Here is a 23225-nt window from a genome sequence, read left to right on the forward strand (position 1 = left end):
CGGCGCTGCTCGGCCGCGGGGGCGGCAGATCAGCGCGCAGGCAAACAACGGAAGGCGCCTGCCCCAGGGGCCGGCGGGTGGTTGCAGTCAGGCGTGGGTGGAAGGCGGGCCGCGCGGGGGCAGCGGCGCCTGGGCGCGCCAGGCCGCCACGGCCGGCGCGCGGCTGCGCTGTGCGGGGTGCACGTGCGGGGCGGGCGGGCGCAGGGCGGCCAGCGTCAGCGCCGGCGGTGTGGCCAGGGCAATGCACAGCAGGCAGCCGGGGTCGGCATGGTGGCTGTCGTGCGCAGCCGGGTCGGCGTGCGGCGCGGGGCCACCCGCGGGTGCGGCGAAGCAGACGTCCAGGTGCGCCAGGTCGACTGCCGGCAGCGCCTGGCGCACCTGCACGTTGGCCCACAGCGCCACCAGCCACGCACACACGAACACCGCGAGGACCGCGGAGCCCAGGCGTCGGTGGTGGCGAATGCGCTGCAGCATGGGGTGGGGATTATCCCGAGCGCTGCGCGTTCGGGGCGCGCCGGAACTTGACCCAGCGCAAGCCGTCAGAAAGTGTCCACATGCGCTGGTGATAATCGCGGCCATGCCAAACCGCTGGAAACCCAACGTCACCGTGGCCGCCATCGTCGAGCGCGAGGGCCGCTTTCTGTTCGTCGAGGAAGACACGGCCGACGGGCTGCGGCTGAACAACCCCGCGGGCCACCTGGACCCGGGCGAGTCGCCCATCCAGGCCTGCGTGCGCGAGGTGCTGGAGGAGACGGCCTACGACTTCGAGCCCACGGCGCTGGTGGGCGTGTACCTGAACCGCTTCACGCGCACGCGCACGGGGGACGACATCACCTACCTGCGCTTTGCGTTTGCGGGCAATGTGGGCGCGCACCACGCCTGGCGGTCGCTGGACGACGGCATCCTGCGCGCCGTGTGGCTCACCCCCGAGGAGCTGCGCAGCTGCAGCGCGCGCCACCGCAGCCCGCTGGTGCTGCAGTGCGTCGAGGATTACCTGGCCGGCCGGCGCGCGCCGCTGGACTTGATCCACACCGACGCCAGCGTGCTGCGGACGCCGGGCTGAGGATCAGGGCGCTGGGCTTGGCTCGCAGCGCCAGCCAAGCCAGCAGACGCCGTGGCGCGGGCTTGGCACGGTCACTGGCCGTCGCCCCTCCTTTTCGCAAAGCGAGAGCAGGGGGATGCGGCGCAGCTGCTCATGGGGAGGTCACTGCGCGGTGATCTTGCGCTCGCGCACGATGGCGCCCCACTGCTCGTATTCCTTCTTCATGAAGCTGGCGAGCTCGGCGCGCGTGGTGGGGTGGGGCGACAGGCCGTGCTTGTTCAGGGCCTCCTTCACGCCGGCGTCGTTGAGCGCCTTCACGATCTCCTTGTTCCAGCGCTCCAGCAGCGGCGCGGGCGTCTTGCCCGAGGCCACGAAGGCATACCAGTTCAGCGCCTGAAAGCCCGGGAAGCCCGACTCCGCCACCGTGGGGATGTTTGGCAGGTAGGCCGGGCGCGTCAGGCCCGTGGTGGCCAGCGGGATCAGCTTGCCCGCCTCCACGTGCGGCATGGCGGTGGGCGGCGCGGCGAAGTAGCTGGTCACGCGCTCGCCCAGCAGGTCCTGCAGCGCGGGGGCGCCGCCCTTGTAGGGCACGTGGACCATGTCGATGCCGGCACGCTGGTTGAACAGCTCGCCCGCCAGGTGCGAGGCCGAGCCCGCGCCGGTGGAGGCATAGTCCACGCTGCCGGGCTTGGCCTTGGACAGTTGCACGAACTCGGCCAGGGTCTTCACGCCCGCGCCCTTGTGCACCACCAGCACGTTGGGGAAGTACACCCCGCCCGAGATCGGCGCCAGGTCCTTGAACGGGTCGTAGGGCAGCTTCATGAGGTGCGGCGCGATGGTCAGCGGACCCACCGAGCCGAACAGCAGCACCGTGCCATCCGATGCGCCCGCGGCAACCTGCTGGTGGGCGATGTTGCCGCCCGCGCCGCCCTTGTTCTCCACCACCACGGACTGGCCGATGTTCTCGGCCAGCTTCTTGGCGATCAGGCGGGCCGCCGCGTCGGCTGCGCCCCCGGGCGCAAAGCCCACGACCAGCGTGACCGGCTTGGCCGGCGGAAAGTCCTGCGCCAGTGCCGGGCCGGCCCAGGCGACGGAGGTGAGGGCCACGGCGGCGGCCTGGATCAGGGTGCGTTTTTTCATGGCGAGGCTCCTTTAGTCGTTGTAAGTCAAATGGTGCTCTAGCGCTTATCCATCAAGCGCTAACAGCTATGGTTTTAGAAGCAATCAATCGCTGCCCAGCCCGATCGGGTTGGGCTGGCGCTTTTCGGTGGTGTGGCGCAGCAGCGCGGCGGTGCGGAACACGCCGTGGGCGAACTTGCCGTAGGGCAGCGTGGCAAAGAGGGCCATCACCGCGCCCAGGTGCAGGCACAGCACCAGGGCCAGCGCGGGCGCGGCCGACGGGGTGATGCGCACCAGCCACAGCGCCAGGCCGCTTGCGGCCACCAGGAACAGCAGGGCGATGAAGCCCAGGTCCATGGGCTTTTGCGCGGCGTCGCCGTGCGCGGGGTGGCGTGTGCGGTTCAGGTACCACAGGCCGATCGTGCCCAGCACCAGCATCACGCCGCCCGCCACGCCCAGCAGTTTGGGAATGCTGGGTGCCTCGTAGGGCGCCGGCCAGCCGAAAACGTAGTGGTACACCGTGGCCAGCGAGGTCGCGGCAAAGCACAGCAGGAAGCCGTAGAACGTGAGGTGGTGCGCGCGGCGGCGCTTGAGGGTGTAGGCGTCGTCCTCGTTGTGGCAGCCGTCGCCATGGCCGCCGTCCAGGTACTTCAGGCGCAGCACGTCGTGCGCGGCCTCGGTGGCGGCGGGGGCGCTCACGTCGGCGCCGCTGGTGGCGGGCTTCACGTCCTTCCAGAAGCGGCGCACGCCCATGGACAAAGCCAACACCACGAACAGGAACACCGGCGCGAACAGGCCCACCAGCAGGTTGTGCGGGAACAGGCGGTAGAAGTTGCCGCCCAGGTCCGCGCCCCACAGCGCGCCGAGCCCGCCGCCCTGCAGCGCGGCGCCCAGCACCAGGAACAGCGTGAGCGCGGCCACGAGGGCCAGCGACAGCGTGAGGCCGTTGCGGCGGTACAGCCGGCCCAGCGCGGGCGGCCAGGCGTAGTCGGCGTAGGTCTGGCCACGCACCTGGGCCATGGCCTGCGGGATGTTCACGGCGAATTCGTGCGGCGGGGCGTACTGGCAGGCGTGCAGGCAGGCGCCGCAGTTGTGGCACAGGTTGGCCAGGTAGTGCACGTCGGCCTGGGTGAAGTCCAGGCGGCGCGTCATGGCCGGGAACACGGCGCAAAAGCCCTCGCAGTAGCGGCAGGCGTTGCAGATCTGCATCTGCCGCGCCACCTCGGTCTCGGCGGCGCTCTGCGCCGGCGCGGGCACGATGGGAATCACGCGGGCGGGCCCGCCCTGGGCCAGGCCTATCGCTTCGTCGGTCAGGGATTTCAGGGTTTGCATGGTGTTCAGCCCTCGTCGTTCACCGCGCCGTGCGCGGCAGCCTGGCCCGCGGCGGCCAGCGCGGCGTTGCGCCCGGCGATGCGACCGAAGGCCGTGCCGATCGACATGCCCACGCCGGCGGTGTAGCCCTTGCCCAGCACGTTGCCGGCCATCATTTCGCCCGCCACGAACAGGTTGCGGCTGGGTTTGTCGGCGAAGCGCACGGCGGCGGTGTCGTCGGTGTGCAGGCCCAGGTAGGTGAAGGTGACGCCGGGCTTGAGCGCGTAGCCGTAGAACGGCGCGGTGTCGATGGGCCGCGCCCAGTGGGTCTTGGCGGGCGCCACGCCCTCGGTATGGCAGTCGTCCAGCGTGGTGTGGTCGAACTGGCCCACGCGGCAGGCGGCGTTGTAGACGTTCAGCGTCTGCATGAAGGTCTCTATGGGCAGGCCGAGCTTTTCGGCCAGCGCGGGCAGGCTGTCCGCCTTCACCCCGGGGAACACCGGTGGCATGAAGCGGCCGATGGCCTTGCTGTCGATGATGGAGTAGCCAATCTGCCCCGGCTGCTGCGCCACCAGGCGCCCCCAGATGGCATAGCGCTTGGGCCAGAAGTCCTCGCCCTCGTCGTAGAAGCGCTCGCCCTCGCGGTTGACCACCACGCCCAGCGACACGCAGTCGATGCGCGTGCAGATGCCGCCGTCGTACAGCGGCGCGCGCGCGTCGATGGCCACCATGTGCGCCTGCGTGGGGTCGCCAATGCGGTCGGCGCCGTGGTCGTCGAGCAGGTGCTTGAGCAGCACCCCCTTGTTGTAGGCCGTGCCACGGATCAGGAAGTTGTCCGCCGGCCACTCGCCGTGCGCGTTCTGGCCCCAGGCCTCGCGCAGCCATTCGCGGTTGGACTCGAAGCCGCCGGCGGCCAGCACGCAACTCTTGGCGGTGATGCGCTGGCCCTTCACCCAAGCGGCCTGGAAGGTGCCGTTCTCGATCTCGATGCGCTCCACGGGCGATTCGTAGCGCACCTGCACGCCTAGCGCCTCGGCGCTGCGGTAGTAGGCATTCACCAGCGCCTTGCCGCCGCCCATGAAGAAGGCATTGGTGCGCGCTACGTGCAGCGTGCCGGCCAGCGCGGGCTGAAAGTGCACCCCGTGGCGGCGCATCCAGGGACGGCAGGTGCTGGACGCGCGGATCACCAGGCGCGCCAGGTGCTCGTTGGTCTGGCCGCCGGTCACCTTCAGCAGGTCCTGCCAGTACTCTTCTTCAGGGTAGGCATCGACCAGCACGTCCTGCGGCGCGTCGTGCATGCAGCGCAGGTTGCGGGTGTGGGCGGAGTTGCCGCCGCGCCAGGCGCGCGGGGCCGATTCCAGCAGCAGCACGCGGCTGCCGGCCTCGCGGGCCATCAGCGCGGCGCACAGGGCGGCGTTGCCGCCGCCGATGACCAGGACATCGGTGTCCATCGGGGGAGATTGCATAGGTTTCGCTCGTGGGGGCGCGCCAGGCAGGGGCGAGGGGCGCAGCAGTCGAGCGTGGACTGTAGGCAGCGGCCCGCCAGCCGTGCAGCCGCGGGCGGGTATGGGGGTATCACGAACGGTGATGGCTGCGCGCCCGGGCGCGACGCCCGAAAGCAGCCGCTACGGGGCGGGAACCCCTGCCGGTGCCTGCGCCAGCAGTGAGGTGCCGATCCAGCGGCCCTCGGTGACCAGACCGCGGGCACAGTCCAGCAGCACCACGCGCGCAGCCAGTGCGGCGGGGGACAGCTCTTCGTCCGGCAGGCCGCACAGCAGGTTCACGCGCCGCGCCGGCGCGCCCGTGAGGCGCGCGCACTGAAAGCGCGTGGCCGCGTCCGGGTAGCGGCCCAGTGCCGCCCAGGGCTGCAGCGTGGAGCCCAGGCCGGCGTCCACCGCGGCCATCACCATGGCCAGCGAGTCCACTTCCAGCACCACATGCGGGGCGATGCCCGCGCTGGCAAAGGCCGTGTCCAGCGTGCTGCGCAGGCCGTGCGGGCCGGTGGGCAGGATGAGCGGCTCCTCGCGCAGCTCGGTGATCGCCACCTCGGCGGCCAGGCGCGGGGCGGCGGCGCCGCGCATCAGGAACAGGTCTTCTTCCAGCAGCGGCTGGATTTGCCAGCGCTGGGTGCGCCCGGCCAGCTGCGCCTGGTGCAGGCGCGAGTCGAACAGCACGGCCAGGTCCAGCTCGCGCGCATGCAGCATGGCCGAGAGGTGGCCCGACATGCCCTCCACCATGTGCAGCCGCACGTCGGGGTAGCGCGCGCGCATGGCCTGCATCAGCGGCAGCCCCAGCAGCGCCGAGGTGGTGGGCGCCAGGCCCACGGTGACGGTGCCCGACAGCCGCGCCTGCTGGGCGGCGCGCACGGCCTGCTCGGCATGGCGCAGGGTGAGCTGCGCCTCGCGGAAGAACGCGGCCCCGGCCTCGGTGGGGGCCACGCCGCGCGGCGTGCGGTGCAGCAGGCGCGTGGCCAGCTCGCCCTCCAGCCGGGTGATCTGCTGGCTCAGCGCGGACTGCACCAGGTTCAGGTCGAGCGCGGCGCGGCTCATGGAGCCCAGCTCCACCACCCGCACGAAATATCGCAATTGCCGCAGTTCCATCGTCTCCAACACCCGGTTGACCCCAGGCGCCGCCCGGCCGGGGTGGGCTGGGATAATCGCACACCTATGAAACATCCCCCCCACGCTCCCCACTTCGTGTGGTCGCTGCCCCCCAGAGGGGCCGCTTTTCCTCTTGGGGCGGCCGGGCGATGAAAAAACACCGGGTCGTGGTGGGCCTGTCGGGGGGCGTGGACTCCGCCGTCACGGCGCACCTTCTCAAGCAGCAGGGCCACGAGGTGGTCGGCATCTTCATGAAGAACTGGGAAGATGACGACGACAGCGAGTTCTGCTCCAGCCGCCAGGACTTCCTGGACGCGGCCAGCGTGGCCGACGTGATCGGCATCGAGATCGAGCACGTCAACTTTGCCGCCGAGTACAAGGACCGCGTATTCGCCGAGTTCCTGCGCGAATACCAGGCCGGCCGCACGCCCAACCCGGACGTGCTGTGCAACGCCGAGATCAAGTTCAAGGCCTTCCTGGACCACGCCATGCGCCTGGGCGCCGAGAAGATCGCTACCGGCCACTACGCGCGCGTGCGTCAGAACCCGGCCACGGGCCTGTTCGAGCTGCTCAAGGGGTTGGACCCGTCCAAGGACCAGAGCTACTTTCTGCACCGCCTGAACCAGGCGCAGCTGTCCAAGACGCTGTTCCCCGTGGGCGAGCTGCACAAGACCGAGGTGCGCCGCATCGCTGCCGACATCGGCCTGCCCAACGCCAAGAAGAAGGACTCCACCGGCATCTGCTTCATCGGCGAGCGACCGTTCCGCGAGTTCCTCAACCGCTACATCCAGCATGCACCCGGCCCCATCCTGGACGACCGCGGGCGCAAGCTGGGCCGCCACGTGGGCCTGTCGTTCTACACGCTGGGGCAGCGGCAGGGCTTGGGGATCGGCGGTGTCAAGGAAAAAGGCGCCGGGGCGAAAGCACCGTCTGGCCAGCCGGTGCGCGGCGGCGGCGACCATGCGCCCTGGTTCGTGGCCCGCAAGGAGCTGGAGACGAACACCCTGCGCGTGGTGCAGGGCCACGATCACCCGTGGCTGCTGTCGCACCGACTGGATGCGCAGGACGCGAGCTGGATTGCCGGCCATCCGCCCGCAGCAGGCGCCTGCGCGGCCAAGACGCGCTACCGCCAGCAGGACGCCGCCTGCACGGTGCTGGCCGCACAGGGCGACGCCTTCAGCCTGCACTTCCCTGAGGCGCAGTGGGCCGTGACGCCGGGCCAGTCGGCCGTGCTGTACGACGGTGAGGTGTGCCTGGGCGGTGGGGTGATTGCGGCCGTGAACGGCTGAAAGCCCGCCCCGGGGGGGCGTAGGCGGCATCAGGGGATACCCGAATAGCCGGGATGCCGGACCTGAGTCCCTGCTATGGTGTGAAATTGCTTCAGCACCGGTCTCCGGTTTTTTCACGCTGCGTCGCGGGCGGGCTTTCTACAGTCTCGTCCGCGCCGCTCCAGCCGGTTGACCTCCGGTACTGGGCGTGCGAGGCATTTCTCCTTCCAAAACCGGGACAACAACAGGGGCACAGGCTATGGTCTGGCAACAAATCTACGACCCACTGGGCAATATGGTCATCTCCACCGCACTGGCCGCGCTGCCGGTGGTGGTCATGCTCGCGGCCTTGGGCTTTTTCCACATCAAGGCGCATATCGCGGCAGGCATGGGCCTGATCACGGCGCTGCTTGTGGCGGTCTTCGTCTACGGCATGCCGGGCGACATGGCCGGGCGTGCGGCGCTGTTCGGTGGTTTCACCGGCCTGCTGCCTATCGGCTGGATCGTGCTGAACATCATCTTCCTGCACCAGCTCACCGAGCAGAACGGCAGCTTCGCCGTGCTGCAGGACTCGCTGTCGGGCATCACGGAAGACCGCCGCATCCAGCTCTTGCTGATCGCCTTTTGCTTCGGCGCGTTCTTTGAAGGCGCGGCCGGCTTCGGCACCCCCGTGGCGGTGACGGCCGCCATCCTGATCGGCCTGGGCTTCTCGCCGCTGGCGGCCTCGGGCCTGTCGCTGATCGCCAATACGGCGCCGGTGGCCTTTGGCGCCCTGGGCACGCCGGTGATCACGCTGGCCAAGGTGCACGGCTACGACCTGATGGAGGTGACGGCCATGATCGGCCGCCAGCTGCCCTTCTTCTCGCTGCTGGTGCCGTTCTGGCTGATCTGGGCCTTCGCCGGCCGCAAGGGCATGATGGAAATCTGGCCGGCCATCCTGGTGACGGGCGTGTCCTTCGCCATTCCTCAATTCCTGGTGTCCAACTTCATCGGGCCAGAGCTGGTGGACATCATCGCCGCCATCGTATCCATGGTCTGCCTGGTGGCCTTCCTGCGCGTGTGGAAGCCCAAGACGGTGTGGACGTCGCCCTCGCTGCGCGGGCATGACCCCAGCGCCGCAGAGGCCAAGCCGCCGCAGCCGGTCAAGCGCCACAGCACCCAGGCGCTGGTGGCGGCGTGGACTCCCTGGGTCATCCTGTCGGTGTTCGTGTTCATCTGGGGCCTGCCCTCGGTGAAGGCCTGGCTCAATGGCATCTTCGCGCCGGCCTTCCCCATGGCCGGGCTGCACAACCTGATCGAGAAGGTGCCGCCCGTGGTGCCAGCGCCGCACAAGGAGGCCGCCGTCTACACGCTGAACCTGCTGTCGGCCACCGGCACGGGCATCCTGCTGTCGGCCGTGGTGAGCGCGCTGGTCATGAAGTACAACCCGGTGGCCATCGTCACCACGTTCTTCCGCACCTTCTGGCTGGTGCGCTACTCGCTGCTCACCATCGTGCTGATGCTGGCGCTGGGTACGCTCACGCGCTATTCGGGCACCGACACCACGCTGGGCCTGGCTTTTGCCAATACCGGCGTGCTGTACCCGTTCTTTGGCACGCTCATGGGCTGGATCGGCGTGGCGCTCACGGGATCGGACACGGCCTCCAACGTGCTCTTCGGTGGCATGCAGAAGGTGGCAGCCGAGCAATTGGGCCTGTCGGCCAACCTGATGGGCGCAGCCAACAGCTCGGGCGGCGTGATGGGCAAGATGATCGACGCGCAGTCCATCGTCGTGGCCTCCACCGCCACCCGCTGGTTCGACCACGAGGGCGACATCCTGCGCTACGTGTTCTTCCACTCCATCGCGCTGGCCTGCCTGGTGGGCCTGTACGTGACGATGCAGGCCTATGTCTGGCCGTTCTCCCTCATGGTGGTGCACTGATTTGAGTGTTTTTGGGCTGCAGCGCTTGTCCATCCAGCGCGAGCAGCTATCACTGCAATAGCAAACGGGCGCCCTGGGGCGCCCGTTGTGCTTGGTGCGAGGCCGAATCAGAACGGAATGTCGTCGTCCATGTCGTCAAAGCCCGATGCGGCGCGCGGCGGCTGTGCCACGGGCGCGGGGGCGGGGCGGGCCGCGGGGGGGGCGGGGCGGGCCGCGGGTGCGGCGCGGCGCGGGGCCTCGTAGCCGCCACCACCGCCGCCGCCGTTGTCGCCGTAGCCGCTGTCGTCATAGCCGCCGCCCTGGCCGCCGCCCATGCCCTGGCGGCTGCCCAGCATCTGCATGGTGTCGGCGCGGATTTCGGTGGTGTAGCGCTCCTGGCCGCTCTGGTCGGTCCATTTGCGCGTGCGCAGGCTGCCTTCCACGTAGATCTGGGAGCCCTTGCGCAGGTACTGGCCCACGATCTCGGCCAGGCGGCCGTTGAAGACCACGCTGTGCCATTCGGTGGCTTCCTTGTTCTCGCCGGTGTTCTTGTCGCGCCAGCGGTCCGTCGTGGCGATGCGCACGTTGGCGACCTGGTCGCCGCTGGGGAAGGTGCGCATCTCGGGGTCGCGCCCCAGGTTGCCGACGATGATGACTTTGTTCACGGATGCCATGAAAAATCCTTGTGCTTAGCCCGGACGGCAGGGAAGGGTTCCGGGCCAGATGAGTCCAACAGGCGACCCCTGCGAGGCCGCAGGTGCGCAGCATAGCGGCTTGCACGCCGCCGGTGCGCCGGAGGGTGAAAAAATCAGTGGCTGCCGCCGCGGCCCACCGGTCGCAGCGGCCAGGTGACGAGCAGCCACAGGGCCGTGAGCACGGCGGTGGCGGTGAACAATCCCGGCGCGCCCGCCCACTTCGCCAGCGCGCCGCCCAGCGCGCCGCCCGCGAACAGTCCCAGCGACTGCAGCGTGTTGTAGGCGCCCAGCGCCGCGCCGCGCAGGTTGGCCGGCGCCATGCGCGACACCAGACTGGGCTGCGTGGCCTCCAGCGCGTTGAAGCCGCAGAAGAAGATGAACAGCAGCGCCGCCACCGGCATCAGCGATGGCGCAGCCCCTCCGGCCGCCAGCAGGCCAAAGCCCATCTGCACCACCAGCACCAGCCCAATGGCGACCAGCAGCGCCGCGCGCAGCCGCCCGCGCCGCTCCATGGCAAACAGCCCGCCCATGGCGACGAAGGACAGCACCACGGCCGGCAGGTACACCTGCCAGTGCGCGTCCTTGGGCAAGCCGGCCTGCACCAGCAGGGCCGGCACGGCCACCCACATGGCCATCTGCACCGTGTGCAGCACGAACACGCCCAGGTTCAGGCGCAGCAGGTCGGCATGGCGCCACACGTCGGCCAGGCGCCCGCGCGGTGCGTCGGCATGCTGCACCGGCTCGGGCGGCACCATCCACAGCACCACGGCCACGCCGCCCAGCGCCAGCGCGCAGGTCAGGCCGAAGAGGCCGGCCAGGCCGATGTGCGCGGCCAGCAGCGGCGCCGCCACCAGGGCGATGGCGAACATCAGCCCGATGCTGGCGCCCACCAGTGCCATGGCCTTGGTGCGCACCGCGTCGCGTGTCTGGTCGGCCAGCAGCGCCGTGACGGCGGCGGACACCGCGCCCGCACCTTGCAGCGCGCGCCCCACCAGCAGCCCCATCACCGAGTCGGCCAGCGCGGCGAGCAGGCTACCCGCGGCAAACACCAGCAGCCCCAGGACGATGACACGCTTGCGCCCGAAGCGGTCCGACGCCATGCCCAGCGGCAGCTGCAGCACCGCCTGCGTGAGCCCGTAGATCCCCATGGCCAGCCCCACCAGGGCGGGGTCGTCGCCGCCCGGGTACTTGCGGGCTTCGAGGGCAAAGACCGGCAGCACCAGGAACAGGCCCAGCATGCGCAGCGCGAAGATCAGCGCCAGGCTGACGCTGGCGCGGCGCTCCATCGGGGTCATGGCGGTGGAGGGCGGAGTGGGTGTGGTGGTGTCCGGCACGGGCGCGGGGGCAAGTCAAAGCGGTGATTCTCGCCCATGGCCGGGCCGCATGCGGCAGGGCGGGCCATCGCGGCGTGTGGCGAATTGGGCATGAAATCGCGGTCAGATGCAATACAGATGAGCGCAAACAGCTATTTTTTTGGGAGCATCTGCATGGCTTACCAGACTGACGCCCAGGGCGCTCCGGCCGCGGCTTCTGCGCGGGCGGGGTGGGTGACCTATCATCGTGCGTTTGCCTCCAGGCACGCGCGATGCCCACCTTCGAGCCACCCTCCGACGATCGCCACCCTTCGCCTGCCGATGCGGCCGGAGGGCGCCCACTGGCGCAGGTCCTGCGCGAGCAGCGCATCAGCATCCGCGGGGCGCGCACACACAACCTCAAGAACATCGACCTGGACATCCCGCGCAACCAGCTCGTGGTGATCACCGGGCTGTCGGGCTCGGGCAAGTCCAGCCTGGCGTTCGATACGCTGTATGCCGAAGGGCAGCGCCGCTATGTGGAGAGCCTGTCGGCCTATGCGCGGCAGTTCCTGGGGCGGCTGGACAAGCCCGATGTGGACCTGATCGAGGGTCTGTCGCCGGCCATTTCCATCGAGCAGAAGGCCACCAGCCACAATCCGCGCTCCACCGTGGGCACGGTGACCGAGATCCACGACTACCTGCGCCTGCTGTTCGCGCGCGCGGGCACGCCGTACTGCCCGGACCACGGCCTGCCGCTGTCGTCGCAGACCGTGAGCCAGATGGTGGATGCGGTGCTGGCCTTGCCCGAGGACACCAAGCTCATGCTGCTGGCGCCCGTGGCACGCCAGAAGAAGGGTGAATTCACCGAGCTGTTCATGCAGATGCAGGCGCTGGGCTACGTGCGCTTTCGCGTGGACGGGCAGATCTACGAGCACGAAAGCCTGCCGCAGCTCAAGAAGACCGAGAAGCACGACATCGACGTGGTGATCGACCGCTTGAAAGTGCGCCCCGACGCCCAGCAGCGCCTGGCCGAGAGCATCGAGGCCGCCCTGCGGGTGGGCGGGCACGAGGGCAACGGCCGGGTGCTGGCGTTGGAGATGGACTCGGGCCAGGAGCACCTGTTTTCCAGCAAGTTCGCCTGCCCGGTGTGCAGCTACTCGCTGCCTGAGCTGGAGCCACGCCTGTTCTCGTTCAACTCGCCCACGGGCGCCTGCCCCGCGTGCGACGGCCTGGGCCAGCAGGAGGTGTTCGACCCCGCGCGCGTGGTGGCTTTCCCGGCCATCAGCCTCGCCAGCGGCGCCATCAAGGGCTGGGACCGGCGCAACGGCTACTACTTCGCCATGCTGGAGAGCCTGGCGCGGCATTACGGCTTTGATGTGGAGACGCCCTTCGAGGAGCTGTCCGAACGCGTGCGCGAGGTCATCCTGCACGGTTCGGGCGAGGAAGAGATCGCCTTCAGCTACTTGCTGGACAGCGGCCCGAACAAGGGCAAGCCCATCGTCAAGAAGCACCCCTTCGAGGGCATCCTGCCCAACATGGCGCGGCGCTACCGCGACACGGACTCGGCCGTGGTGCGCGAAGACCTCGCGCGCTACCGCAGCGCCCAGCCCTGCCCCGAATGCCACGGCGCACGCCTGCGCCGCGAAGCGCGCCATGTGAAGGTGGGCGAGGGCGACGCCGCGCTGGGCATCTACGACGTGAGCCACCGCACGCTGGCGGACGCGCTGCAGTGGTTTGCGTCGCTGCAGCTGGCCGGCGCCAAGGCCGAGATTGCCGGCAAGATCGTGCGCGAGATCGCCGCGCGCCTCACCTTCCTGAACGACGTGGGCCTGTCCTACCTGAGCCTGGACCGCAGCGCCGAGACGCTCTCGGGCGGCGAGGCGCAGCGCATCCGCCTGGCCTCGCAGATCGGCAGCGGCCTGACCGGCGTGATGTACGTGCTGGACGAACCCAGCATCGGCCTGCACCAGCGCGACAACGACCGGCTGATCGCCACCCTCACGCGGCTGCGCGACCTGGGCAACAGCGTGATCGTGGTGGAGCACGACGAGGACATGATCCGCGCCGCCGACCACTGCGTGGACATGGGGCCCGGCGCGGGCGTGCATGGCGGTCGCGTGATGGCGCAGGGCACCTACGACGAGCTGTGCGCCAACCCGCAATCGCTCACCGGGCAGTACCTGAGCGGCGCCAAGACCCTGCCGGTGCCTGCGCGGCGCACGCCCTGGCTGCCCGTGTTGCAACAGAGCGCCGCAGCGCCCGAACCCGACAAGAAGCCCAAGTCGCGCTTTCCCGAGACGGCTGCCAGCCTGCGCAAGAAGGAGCGCCTGGCCGAGCACCGCGCCACGCAGGGGCAATTGCAGGCGCTGCGCGTGGTGGGCGCCACGGGGCACAACCTGAAGGGCGTGAGCGTGCAGTTCCCGGTGGGGCTGTTCACCTGCGTGACGGGCGTGTCCGGCTCGGGCAAGAGCACGCTGGTCAACGACACGCTGCACAAGGCCGTGGCGCGCCAGCTCTACCGCGCGCACGAAGAGCCCGAAGCGCATGAAACCATCGAGGGGCTGGAGTATTTCGACAAGGTCATCAATGTCGACCAGAGCCCCATCGGCCGCACGCCGCGCAGCAACCCGGCCACCTACACGGGCCTGTTCACGCCGATCCGCGAACTGATGGCCGAGACCACCACCGCCAAGGAGCGCGGCTACGGCCCCGGGCGCTTCTCCTTCAACGTGGCGCAGGGCTCGGGGGGCGGGCGCTGCGAGGCCTGCCAGGGCGACGGCGTGGTGAAGGTGGAAATGCACTTCTTGCCCGACGTGTACGTACCCTGCGACGTGTGCCACGGCCAGCGCTACAACCGCGAGACGCTGGAGGTGCAGTGGAAGGGCAAGAACATCGCCCAGATCCTGGACCTGACGGTGGAGGACGCCCACGCCTTCTTCAAGGACGTGCCCACGATCGCGCGCAAGCTGCAGACGCTGCTGGACGTGGGCTTGTCTTATATCCGCCTGGGCCAGAGCGCCACCACGCTCTCGGGCGGCGAAGCGCAGCGCGTGAAGCTGGCGCAGGAACTCTCCAAGCGCGACACCGGCCGCACGCTCTACATCCTGGACGAGCCCACCACCGGCCTGCATTTCGCCGACATCGACCTGCTGCTCAAGGTACTGCTGCAGCTGCGCGACGCGGGCAACACCATCATCGTCATCGAGCACAACCTGGACGTCATCAAGACCGCCGACTGGGTCATCGACATGGGCCCCGAGGGCGGGGCCGGCGGCGGCACCGTGGTGGCCGAGGGCACGCCCGAGCAGGTGGCCCACAATGCGGCCAGCCACACGGGCCGCTACCTGGCGCCATACCTGTCTGCCGCCCCAAATCAGTAGTAACCCTGAGGTTTTGCGCCGCCGGCAGTTACAGTTGCGCGCCGCGGCGGAGTGTTTCACTACGCCAGCGCGGCTTTATGGCGAATGAATGGGCGCGGGCTCTGGAATCATCGCGCCACTTCGCTGGCCGGCGCTTGCCGGCACGGCAGCCCCCGGCCTCCGCGCCGGCTTCTCCTCCACCTTTTTTTGGCAGGACTTCGCGGCGCGCAGCGCGCCCCGCGGGCCTGGACGTTTCATGAACCTGCTAGACCCGACCGTCATCACCTTCGGCATCTACCTGCTGGCCATGCTGTTCATCGGCTGGCTGGGCTACCGCGCGACGACCGACCTCTCCGACTACATCCTGGGCGGGCGCAGCCTGGGCAGCTTCGTCACCGCGCTGTCGGCCGGCGCGTCCGACATGAGCGGCTGGCTGCTCATGGGCCTGCCCGGCGCGGTGTACCTGAGCGGGCTGAGCGAGGCGTGGATCGCCATCGGCCTGACCATCGGCGCGTACCTCAACTGGCGCCTCGTGGCCGCGCGGCTGCGCCTGTACACCGAGCGCACCAACAACGCCCTCACGCTGCCCGACTACCTGGCCTCGCGCTTCGAGGACGGCTCCAACGTGCTGCGCCTGGTGACCACGGCGGTGATCCTGGTGTTCTTCACCATCTACTGCGCCTCGGGCGTGGTGGCCGGTGCGCGCCTGTTCGAGAGCATGTTCGGCCTGCCCTACCAGACGGCCCTGTGGGTGGGGGCGCTGTGCACCATCGCCTATGTGTTCATCGGCGGCTTCCTGGCGGTGAGCTGGACGGACACCATCCAGGCCTCGCTGATGATCACCGCGCTGATCCTGGCGCCCGTGGTGGCCTACTTCGCCGTCACCGGCGAACTGCAGGCCGGCCAAAGCCTCACCGAGATGATCGGTGCGCAGAAGCTCGACCTGATGCACAACGCCAGCGTGATCGGCGTGGTCTCGCTCATGGCCTGGGGCCTGGGCTACTTCGGCCAGCCGCACATCCTGGTGCGCTTCATGGCGGCGGATTCGGTGGCCTCCATCCCGCGCGCGCGCCGCATCGGCATGACCTGGATGGTGCTGTGCCTGGGCGGCGCGGTGGCTGTGGGCCTGGTCGGCATCCCGTACTTCGCGGTGCACACGCAGCAGGCCGCCGGCGTGCAGGCCAATGCCGAGACGGTGTTCATCGAGATCGCGCGCCAGCTCTTCAACCCCTGGATCGCCGGCCTGCTGCTGGCGGCCATTCTGGCGGCGGTGATGAGCACGCTGTCGTGCCAGCTGCTGGTGTGCTCCAGCGCGCTGACCGAGGACGTCTACCGCGTGTTCCTGCGCAAGAACGCCACGCAGCGCGAGCTGGTGTGGGTGGGCCGGGCGATGGTGTTCGCCATCGCCGTGGTGGCGATCGTCATCGCGGGCAACCCCAACAGCCGCGTGCTGTCGATGGTGAGCTACGCCTGGGCGGGCTTCGGCGCGGCGTTCGGGCCGGTCATCCTGCTGTCGCTGTTCTGGCGCGGCATGACGCGCAACGGCGCGCTGGCCGGCATCGTGGTCGGTGCCGTGACGGTGGTGGTGTGGAAGCAGGGCGGCTGGCTGGGGCTGTACGAGATCGTGCCCGGCTTCGTTCTGGGCGCGCTGGCCGTGGTGCTGGTGAGCAAGCTGGGCAAGCAACCCTCGCCCGCCATGCTGCAGCGCCACGACGCGGTGGACGCCGAGATGGCGCGTCTGCAAGCCTGAGGCGAATGCGGGTTTGAGGCAAAGTGGCCTCAAACCCTTTGGGGATAAGCGCTAACAGCTATTAATTGGCTAGCGCAACGGCGTGTGGTCGTTCGCCCAGCTTGAACACCGCCACGCCCTCCACCAGCTCCTGCGCCTGGCTGCGCAGGCTGGCGGCGGCGGCGGCCATCTCTTCGACCAGCGCGGCGTTCTGCTGCGTGGTCTGGTCCATCTGGCTCACGGCCTCGCCCACCTGGGCCACGCCCAGCGACTGTTCGCGGCTGGCGTTGCTGATCTCGCCCATGATGTCGTTGACGCGGCGCACGGCGGTCACCACGTCTTCCATGGTCTTGCCGGCGCGCTCCACCAGCGCATTGCCGCGTTCAACGTCATGCACGCTGGCGGAGATCAGCTCCTTGATCTCGCGCGCAGCGCCCGCGCTGCGCTGCGCCAGGCTGCGCACCTCGCTGGCCACCACGGCAAAGCCGCGGCCCTGCTCGCCGGCGCGTGCGGCCTCCACGGCGGCGTTCAGCGCCAGGATGTTGGTCTGGAACGCGATCGAATCGATCACCCCGATGATGTCCGCGATCTTGCCGGACGAGCTGTGGATGCCGTGCATGGTCTGCACCACCTGCGCCACCACCTCGCCGCCCTGTGCGGCCACGCCGCTGGCGCTGGTGGCCAGCTCGCTGGCACGCGCGGCGCTGTCGGCGTTCTGGCGCACGGTCGCGGTCATCTGCTCCATCGATGCGGCGGTCTCTTCCAGGGCGCTGGCCTGGCTTTCGGTGCGGGCGGCCAGGTCGGTGTTGCCCTGCGCGATCTGCGCGCTGGCCGTGGCCACGCCCTCCGCGCCCTGGCGCACGCGGCCCACCACCTCGGTGAGCTGGCGGCGCATCTGCAACAGCGCGGCGATCAGGCGGCCCATCTCGTTGCTGCCGTGGGCGATGTCGCTGCCCGACAGGTCACCGCGCGCCACGGCGCGGGCCAGCTCCACGGCCTGCGCCACCGGCTGCGTGATGGAGCGCACGAAGACCAGCATCAGCACCGTGGCGCCCGCCAGCGTGCCCAGCAGTGCCAGCGCCTGCCACGCCAGCGTGGCGCGCAGGCGGTCGATGCGCGCCTGCAGGGCCTCGTCCACGCCCTGCATGGCCTGGGCGTTCAGTGCGTACAGCGCGTCGATGGTGCGGGTGTAGGTGTCGAAATACTCCTGCGCGGGCAGCGTCAGCGTGTCGGCCTGCAGCAGGGCCTTGTCGGCCAGGGCCAGCGTGGCCGTGATTTGCGCGTCCAGCGTGCGCGCGGGCGCGCCCAGCGTGGCCGCAAAGGCAGGGCTCGCCTCGGTGGCGCGCGCCAGGTTGCGCAGCGTGTCCCCCTGCAGCTCCACCACGCGCTGGCGCAGCGACTGCAGCAGCCCCTTGGCCTCCAGCGGCAGCTCGCCGCCGCGGCCCAGGAAGCCCGCGCCCTGGGCGCGCATCACGCCCAGCTTCTCACCCAGCTGCGGCGCATGCACCAGCGAGGCCTGGATCAGCGCGTTGGTGGCGAAGTCGGGGTCCAGCTGCAGCTCGTAGCTGTGCAGCAGCTGCTCGCCGGTCTGCAGCAGCGACGTGATCAGCGCCGTGTGCTGCGCCGTGCTTTGCGCGGCGGGCAGCGAGCGTGCGGCCACGGCCGGCTCCAGCTGCTGCCAGGCCTGCTGGGCGCGCTGCCAGGCGTCGCGCTGGGCCGCGGGCACCTGCGCCGCGTCCAGGCGGGCGGTGGCCTCGGCGAAGGCTTTGTTCACCGCATCGCGCGCGGCCGGGCGCCGCGCGGCCAAGGTCTCGTCGCCGCCCAGCATGCCGTTGGACAGGCCGCGGTGCACCTGCAGCCCCTGCACCACCTTGTGCAGTGCCAGCAGCGGCGGGGCGCCGCGGGCCTCGTGGCGGGCGTGCGCCAGGTCGTCGAGCGCGCCGCTCACGAACAGCCAGGTGGGCACGGCGCTCATGAGGATGCCGGCGAGGCCCAGGATGAGGAATTTGTAAAGCAGCGGCAGGCGCTGAGAAAGCGAGGTCATAGCGGGAACCTTTCCTTGTCCGCGAGACCGCCTAGGGCCTGTTCACACTATTTTTGCCAGATGCGTTGCGATCAAAAAGGGCCAGGCGCAAGGCGCCAAACGAAGCTGGGGTGCTACCCCAGCGAGGCTTGGCAACGCCGCGAATGGCCCTTTTTGATCGCAACCCGGAGGGAACGGAGTGAAAACCGCGCCATTCGTCGTTGCCCTCCTAGCCAAGGCCCCGGCCTTGGCGTCGTCACGCGCCTAGATTGGCGCGGTTTTCACGCCATTCGCACTGGCAAAAATAGTGTGAACAGGCCCTAGAGGGCGGGCGAGACAAAGAGATGTCAAGAACGTGTAACGCAATGTTATTCGGCAAAAACCTGCCTGTCCTTGAACGAGTTCAGCTTTTTGGGCGCGCAGGGGCTCCATCCCGTCCCAGAGGTGTTGCGACGGGTTTAAGGGTGTTTTTGGCCCCTGGCCCAATAAATACGGGCGCTAGCAGCTATCAGTATGGAAGCGAAACCTGCGCATGCCCCAGACGCTGCCACGCGACCGGCCTGCCCTGCGCGGGGCGAAGCACCGGCCGCTGGTCGTGCCGCCTACAGCGGCCGCCGCGTGGCGAAGCGCACCACCGTCACGCCGGCGCGCGCCTGGCGGGTGCTGGGCATGACCAGCACGCAGTCGTCGTACGGCGTGGTAACGGGCTCGCCATCGTTGTCGCCGATGACGGTACCGGCCTGGGGAATCACCTCCAGGCCCGTGAAGGGCTGGGTGAAACGAAAGCGCTCGCTCCTGGCGACCACCGGGCCGGTGACCTCCAGCGCCCACTGGCGCGGCGCGTCGGGCAGGCGCCAGCCGGGCAGCCCACGTGCCAGGGTGGCGGAATCCACCACGCCCGCCGCTTGCAGGAAGCGCACGCACTGGTCCTGCGCCACGGCGCGGCTGGCCGGGTCGCCATGGAAGCCGCATTCGACGAGCAGCGAGCGCGTGTCGCCGCCCTCGGCATCGGGCTGGCCAAAGCGGCCATAGTCGCGCATGCGCGTGCCGTCCTTGTGGCCCGCGTCCACCACGATGTGCTCGGGCGCGGCCAGGGTGCGCGCGAGGTGCAGGTTGCGCGGCTGCATGCCGGTGAGCAGCAGCGGCGCGCAGGGCTCGTGCATGGAGTGCAGGTCCAGCAGCCAGTCGGCCTCGGCCACGAAGGGGCGCAGCGCGGCCGCGCGCCGGCGCTCCAGCGTGTCGCCGGCGTCCATGCGCGCATCCACCCACTGGCGGTTGAGGTCTTCGTCCACGAAGCGGGCGGCGTCGTGGTGGTGGGGGTCGAACCGGTCGAACGCGGCCAGATTGCACAGCGCCAGCGTGAGCGTGCCGCGCGCGGGGCGCAGGCCGGCTTCCAGCAGGCCCTTGAGCGCCCAGGCGCCGCACAGCTCGTTGCCGTGCACGAGGGCGCTGATCATCACGTGGCGGCCCGGCGTGCCGGAGTCGAAGCGCCACACGCCCTCGGTGCCGGTGTTGCCGGCGCGCCAGGCGCCGAGGTCGGGCGCGGTCAAAGTGAAAGGCAGGGGAGCGCTCATCATTCTTCGATCTTGGCGAACTCGATGATCTTCTTGTACTTGGCGACCTCTGCGGCGAGGAACTTGTCCACGTCCAGGCTGGGGGATGCCACGGTGGAGCCCGCGGCTTCCATTCGCTTGCGGAAGTCCGGCGACTCCAGCGTCTCGTTGAGCGCCTTCTTGAGCCGCTCGGCCACGGGCTTGGGCAGGTGGGCGGGCGCCATGAGGGCGAACCAGGTGCCGATGTCCACGTTCTTGTACTGCGCCGATTCGGCCAGCGCCGGAATGTCGGGCGCGACGGTCGAGCGCTTGGCCTCGGTGGTGCCCAGGGCGATCACTTTGCCGCTCTTGATGTGCGGCAGGCCGCTGGAGAGCACGAACACGCCGAACTCCAGGTTGTTGCCCACCAGGTCGTTGGTGAGCGGCGCCACGCCGCGGTAGGGGATGTGCGTCATGAACAGCTGGCCCTGTTCCTTGATCATCTCGCCGGCCAGGTGCAGCGAGGTGCCCACGCCCGAGCTGCCATAGCTGAGCTTGCCGGGGTTCTTGCGCACGCGTTCGGTGAATTCGGCCAGGTTCTTCACGCCGGTGCCGGTGCTGGCCACCAGCACCAGGGGCTGCGAGGCCACGAGGCCGATGGCGGTGAAGTCCTTGATGTCGTACTTGACCTTCTTGGTCACCAGCTTGTTGATGGCGATCTCGTTGCTGGCGCCGACCAGCAGCGTGTAGCCGTCGGGCGCGCTGCTGGCCACCTTCTGCGCGCCAATGGCGCCACCCGCGCCGCCCAGGTTCTCGATCACCACGGGCACGCCCAGGCGGTTGGACAGCTCCGCGCCCACGGCGCGGCCGGTCAGGTCGGTACTGCCGCCGGGCGGATAGCCCACGACGATGGTGATGGGCTTGCTGGGGTAGGCGGGCGCTTGCGCGAAAGCGGCAGGGCTGGCAGCGGCGAGCAGCGCGGCGCTGGCCAGCAGCGCGCGGCGCAACGGGGCGGGGGTGCGGGAAGTGTGCATGGCGTTTTCCATAGGCAGGTCGAGGTGGGTGCCATTGTGGAAAGCGCACCATGGCCGCGTCGTGCCGAAGTGGCACCAGGCCGTGCATTGTGGGCACGCGGCCCGCGGGTTTATCCGGGGATCACTGGCGCGCCAATGTGGCCCACAGCGCCTCGGCCCAGGGCGAGAGCCGGCGCTTGGGCCGGTACATGCGCACGTCGAAGCGCACCTGCATGCGCTCGTCGCCCGCGCGGGCCAACCGCCCCGACTGGCAGTCGGCATGCACCATGGACCAGGGCAGCCAGGCCACGCCCAGGCCGCGCAGCACGTACTCGTACTGCGCGTCGGCCGAGTCGCATTCCACCACGCGCGCCAGGCGCGGCGCCAGCGGGTCATGCGCCAGGCGGTCTTCCACCAGCCGGCCGAGCGCCAGCGTGTGCGAGGGCTAGGCGCGCGCGGCGTTGAGCGCGGCGCGCGTGGCCTGGGCCGCGTTGCGTGCGGCCGCGGCAAAGTCCGCACCGCCTGAGGCATAGAGCACGGCGCGCGAGGAGTTCACGATGATTGGCCCGTGGGCGCGCAGCCCGGCGCGCACCGTGGCGGCTGCGTCGCCGCCCTGCGCGCCCACGCCGGGGATCAACAGCGGCAGCGTGGGTGCCAGCGCACGCACGCGCTCTATTTCTTGTGGGTACGTGGCGCCCACCACCAGGCCGAGCTGGCCGTTCTTGTTCCAGGGGCCCTGCGCCTGGCGGGCCACGTGCTCGTACAGCAGCGGCTGGCCTTCGACGCTGGCCAGGCGCTGGGCCTGCAGGTCATCGCCGCCGGGGTTGGAGGTGCGGCACAGCAGGAAAGCACCCTTGCCGTGGTAGGCCAGATAGGGCTCGATGGAGTCAAAGCCCATGAAGGGCGAGAGCGTCACGGCATCCGCGCCGTAGCGCTCGAAGGCCTCTTTGGCGTATTGCTCGGCCGTGGAGCCGATGTCGCCGCGCTTGGCGTCCAGGATCACGGGCACATGCGGGGCGTTGCAGCGCATGTGCTGCATCAGGCGCTCCAGCTGGTCCTCGGCACGGTGCGCAGCGAAGTAGGCGATCTGCGGCTTGAAGGCGCACACCAGGTCGGCCGTGGCGTCCACGATGGCGGCGCAGAAGTCGTAGATCTTGTGCGCCTCGCCACGCACGGACTCGGGAAAGCGCGTGGGTTCGGGGTCCAGGCCCACGCACAGCAGGGAGTCGTTGCGCGTGGTGGCGTCGCGCAGCATGTCAAGAAAAGTCATGTCCGTGATTTTAGGCAACACCGTGCCGCTGCCGTGCGCCATGGCGTCCTGGTGTTTTCGCGGGCGGCTTCGGCAAGGACGGCGCCTGCCCGGCACAATCGCCGTCCATGCCTGCCCTTTCCCGCCGCCAGCTCGTCGTTCTTGCCCTGTTGACCCTGGTGTGGGGCCTCAACTGGCCGGTGATGAAGATGGGTGTGGCGCACTTTCCGCCGCTCACCTTCCGCATGGCGTCGCTGTGGCTGGGCCTGCCCATCCTGGCCGCGGTGATAGGGGTGCGCAAGCTGCCCTTCACTATTGCGCGCGCGCATTGGGGCCGCGTGGCGCTGCTGGCGCTGACCAACATGGTGCTGTGGCACGTGCTCATGATCCTGGCGATCCCGCAGCTGTCCAGCGGGCGCGCGGCCATCCTGGGCTACACCATGCCCATCTTCTCGGCCGTGCTGGGCGCGCTGGTGTTCGGCGACCGCCTGGCCGGGCGCGCGTGGATGGGCGTGGGCGCGGCGCTGCTGGGCGTGGTGCTGCTGCTGTGGCATGAGATCGGCGCGCTGGGCGGCCGGCCCCTGGGCGTGACGTTGATGCTGGTGTCTGCCGCGAGCTGGGCCATGGGCACGCAGCTGCTGCGGCGCCTGACCGTGCCGGTGCCGCTGCTCACGCTGTCGTTCTGGATGGTGGCCATCACCTGCGTGGTACTCACCGTGCTGGCGGTGGCGTTCGAGCGCGAGCGCTGGGTGGCACCCGACGCCCAGGCCTGGGCCGCCATTCTCTACAACGGGCTGCTGGCGCTGGGCTTTGCGCAGACGGCGTGGTTCTTCCTGGTGCGCACGCTGCCGCCCGTGGCCTCCACGCTCAGCGTGATGATGATTCCGGTGCTGGGCGTGTTCAGCGGCGCGCTGTGGCTGGGCGAGGTGCTGCATTGGCAGGACTGGAGCGCCGTGGGCCTGATGGCCGTGGCCATCGGCACCGTGCTGTGGCCGGCCCGCGCCGTGCAGGCGCAGGAGTTCAAGTAAAAAGAGCTGCTAGCGCTTATGCAATAAGCGCAAGCAGCTCTGATTTTTATAGCGTTCTGGGG

17 protein-coding genes and 1 pseudogene are annotated in these 23225 nt (G+C 69.6%); 6 read left to right on the forward strand and 12 right to left on the reverse strand.

The features are described from left to right. Nucleotides 1-87: 87 nt before the first annotated feature. The gene (locus BV908_RS01680) at nt 88-474 is read right to left on the reverse strand and encodes a hypothetical protein (RefSeq protein WP_041836129.1); all 387 of its coding nucleotides are present in this window, start codon (nt 472-474) and stop codon (nt 88-90) included. A gap of 103 nt (nt 475-577) precedes the next feature. Between BV908_RS01680 and BV908_RS01685 the strand changes: the two genes are divergently transcribed. Next, nucleotides 578-1063 carry an NUDIX hydrolase gene (locus tag BV908_RS01685; RefSeq protein WP_047349257.1) on the forward strand — a complete coding sequence of 162 codons (486 nt, stop codon included), beginning with the start codon at nt 578-580 and terminating at the stop codon, nt 1061-1063. Between the two features lie 141 nt (nt 1064-1204). On the opposite strand, the gene BV908_RS01690 is transcribed toward BV908_RS01685, so the two are convergent. The 4 genes from BV908_RS01690 to BV908_RS01705 all read right to left on the reverse strand — a co-directional run bounded on the left by BV908_RS01690 (nt 1205) and on the right by BV908_RS01705 (nt 6072). Then, on the reverse strand, nt 1205-2182 hold the full coding sequence (locus tag BV908_RS01690; RefSeq protein ID WP_103737014.1) for a tripartite tricarboxylate transporter substrate binding protein: 978 nt from the start codon (nt 2180-2182) through the stop codon (nt 1205-1207). A gap of 84 nt (nt 2183-2266) precedes the next feature. Continuing rightward, a complete protein-coding gene (gene tcuB / locus BV908_RS01695) occupies nt 2267-3493 on the reverse strand; it encodes a tricarballylate utilization 4Fe-4S protein TcuB (RefSeq protein WP_011807152.1) in 1227 nt (408 codons plus the stop codon). A gap of 5 nt (nt 3494-3498) precedes the next feature. Continuing rightward, nucleotides 3499-4938: an FAD-dependent tricarballylate dehydrogenase TcuA gene (gene tcuA / locus BV908_RS01700; protein WP_103737015.1), complete on the reverse strand. Its 1440-nt coding sequence runs from the start codon at nt 4936-4938 to the stop codon at nt 3499-3501. Nucleotides 4939-5097: 159 nt separating this feature from the next. After that, complete coding sequence (locus tag BV908_RS01705) at nt 5098-6072, reverse strand: LysR substrate-binding domain-containing protein (protein ID WP_103737016.1); 975 nt, start codon at nt 6070-6072, stop codon at nt 5098-5100. Nucleotides 6073-6221: 149 nt separating this feature from the next. Between BV908_RS01705 and mnmA the strand changes: the two genes are divergently transcribed. Continuing rightward, nucleotides 6222-7361, forward strand: coding sequence for a tRNA 2-thiouridine(34) synthase MnmA (mnmA, locus tag BV908_RS01710; RefSeq protein ID WP_103737017.1), 1140 nt, complete (start codon nt 6222-6224; stop codon nt 7359-7361). Nucleotides 7362-7599: 238 nt separating this feature from the next. Beyond that, nucleotides 7600-9261 (forward strand): L-lactate permease, encoded by a 1662-nt coding sequence (locus BV908_RS01715; RefSeq protein WP_088888060.1) that lies wholly within the window; start codon nt 7600-7602, stop codon nt 9259-9261. Nucleotides 9262-9368: 107 nt separating this feature from the next. On the opposite strand, the gene ssb is transcribed toward BV908_RS01715, so the two are convergent. Beyond that, entirely contained in the window at nt 9369-9914 is a 546-nt protein-coding gene (ssb, locus tag BV908_RS01720) for a single-stranded DNA-binding protein (RefSeq protein WP_103737018.1), read from the reverse strand. Between the two features lie 134 nt (nt 9915-10048). Then, nucleotides 10049-11230: an MFS transporter gene (locus BV908_RS01725; RefSeq protein WP_103737054.1), complete on the reverse strand. Its 1182-nt coding sequence runs from the start codon at nt 11228-11230 to the stop codon at nt 10049-10051. Between the two features lie 290 nt (nt 11231-11520). Between BV908_RS01725 and uvrA the strand changes: the two genes are divergently transcribed. Then, complete coding sequence (gene uvrA, locus BV908_RS01730; protein ID WP_103737019.1) at nt 11521-14610, forward strand: excinuclease ABC subunit UvrA; 3090 nt, start codon at nt 11521-11523, stop codon at nt 14608-14610. 235 nt (nt 14611-14845) lie between these two features. Further along, the gene (gene putP, locus BV908_RS01735; protein WP_103737055.1) at nt 14846-16339 is read left to right on the forward strand and encodes a sodium/proline symporter PutP; all 1494 of its coding nucleotides are present in this window, start codon (nt 14846-14848) and stop codon (nt 16337-16339) included. A gap of 61 nt (nt 16340-16400) precedes the next feature. Here the strand turns inward: putP and BV908_RS01740 are convergent, their stop codons facing one another. From BV908_RS01740 to pyrF, 5 genes and pseudogenes are all read right to left on the reverse strand, one after another. Next, complete coding sequence (locus BV908_RS01740) at nt 16401-18362, reverse strand: methyl-accepting chemotaxis protein (RefSeq protein WP_103737020.1); 1962 nt, start codon at nt 18360-18362, stop codon at nt 16401-16403. A 581-nt stretch (nt 18363-18943) separates the two neighbouring features. Continuing rightward, nucleotides 18944-19918 (reverse strand): succinylglutamate desuccinylase/aspartoacylase family protein, encoded by a 975-nt coding sequence (locus BV908_RS01745; RefSeq protein ID WP_011807142.1) that lies wholly within the window; start codon nt 19916-19918, stop codon nt 18944-18946. Beyond that, entirely contained in the window at nt 19915-20907 is a 993-nt protein-coding gene (locus BV908_RS01750) for a tripartite tricarboxylate transporter substrate-binding protein (protein ID WP_041836128.1), read from the reverse strand. Before BV908_RS01750 ends, BV908_RS01745 begins: the two co-directional genes overlap by 4 nt. 121 nt (nt 20908-21028) lie before the next feature. Next, a pseudogene (locus BV908_RS01755) lies at nt 21029-21328 on the reverse strand (LysR substrate-binding domain-containing protein); the annotation flags it as partial. A 3-nt stretch (nt 21329-21331) separates the two neighbouring features. Beyond that, nucleotides 21332-22156 (reverse strand): orotidine-5'-phosphate decarboxylase, encoded by an 825-nt coding sequence (pyrF, locus tag BV908_RS01760; protein WP_103737056.1) that lies wholly within the window; start codon nt 22154-22156, stop codon nt 21332-21334. A gap of 107 nt (nt 22157-22263) precedes the next feature. Between pyrF and BV908_RS01765 the strand changes: the two genes are divergently transcribed. After that, nucleotides 22264-23163 carry a DMT family transporter gene (locus tag BV908_RS01765; RefSeq protein ID WP_103737021.1) on the forward strand — a complete coding sequence of 300 codons (900 nt, stop codon included), beginning with the start codon at nt 22264-22266 and terminating at the stop codon, nt 23161-23163. Nucleotides 23164-23225 lie beyond the last annotated feature (62 nt).

The organism is Diaphorobacter sp. LR2014-1 (genome assembly GCF_002916785.1).
In the GTDB taxonomy this organism is placed as follows: Bacteria; Pseudomonadota; Gammaproteobacteria; order Burkholderiales; family Burkholderiaceae_C; genus Diaphorobacter; species Diaphorobacter nitroreducens.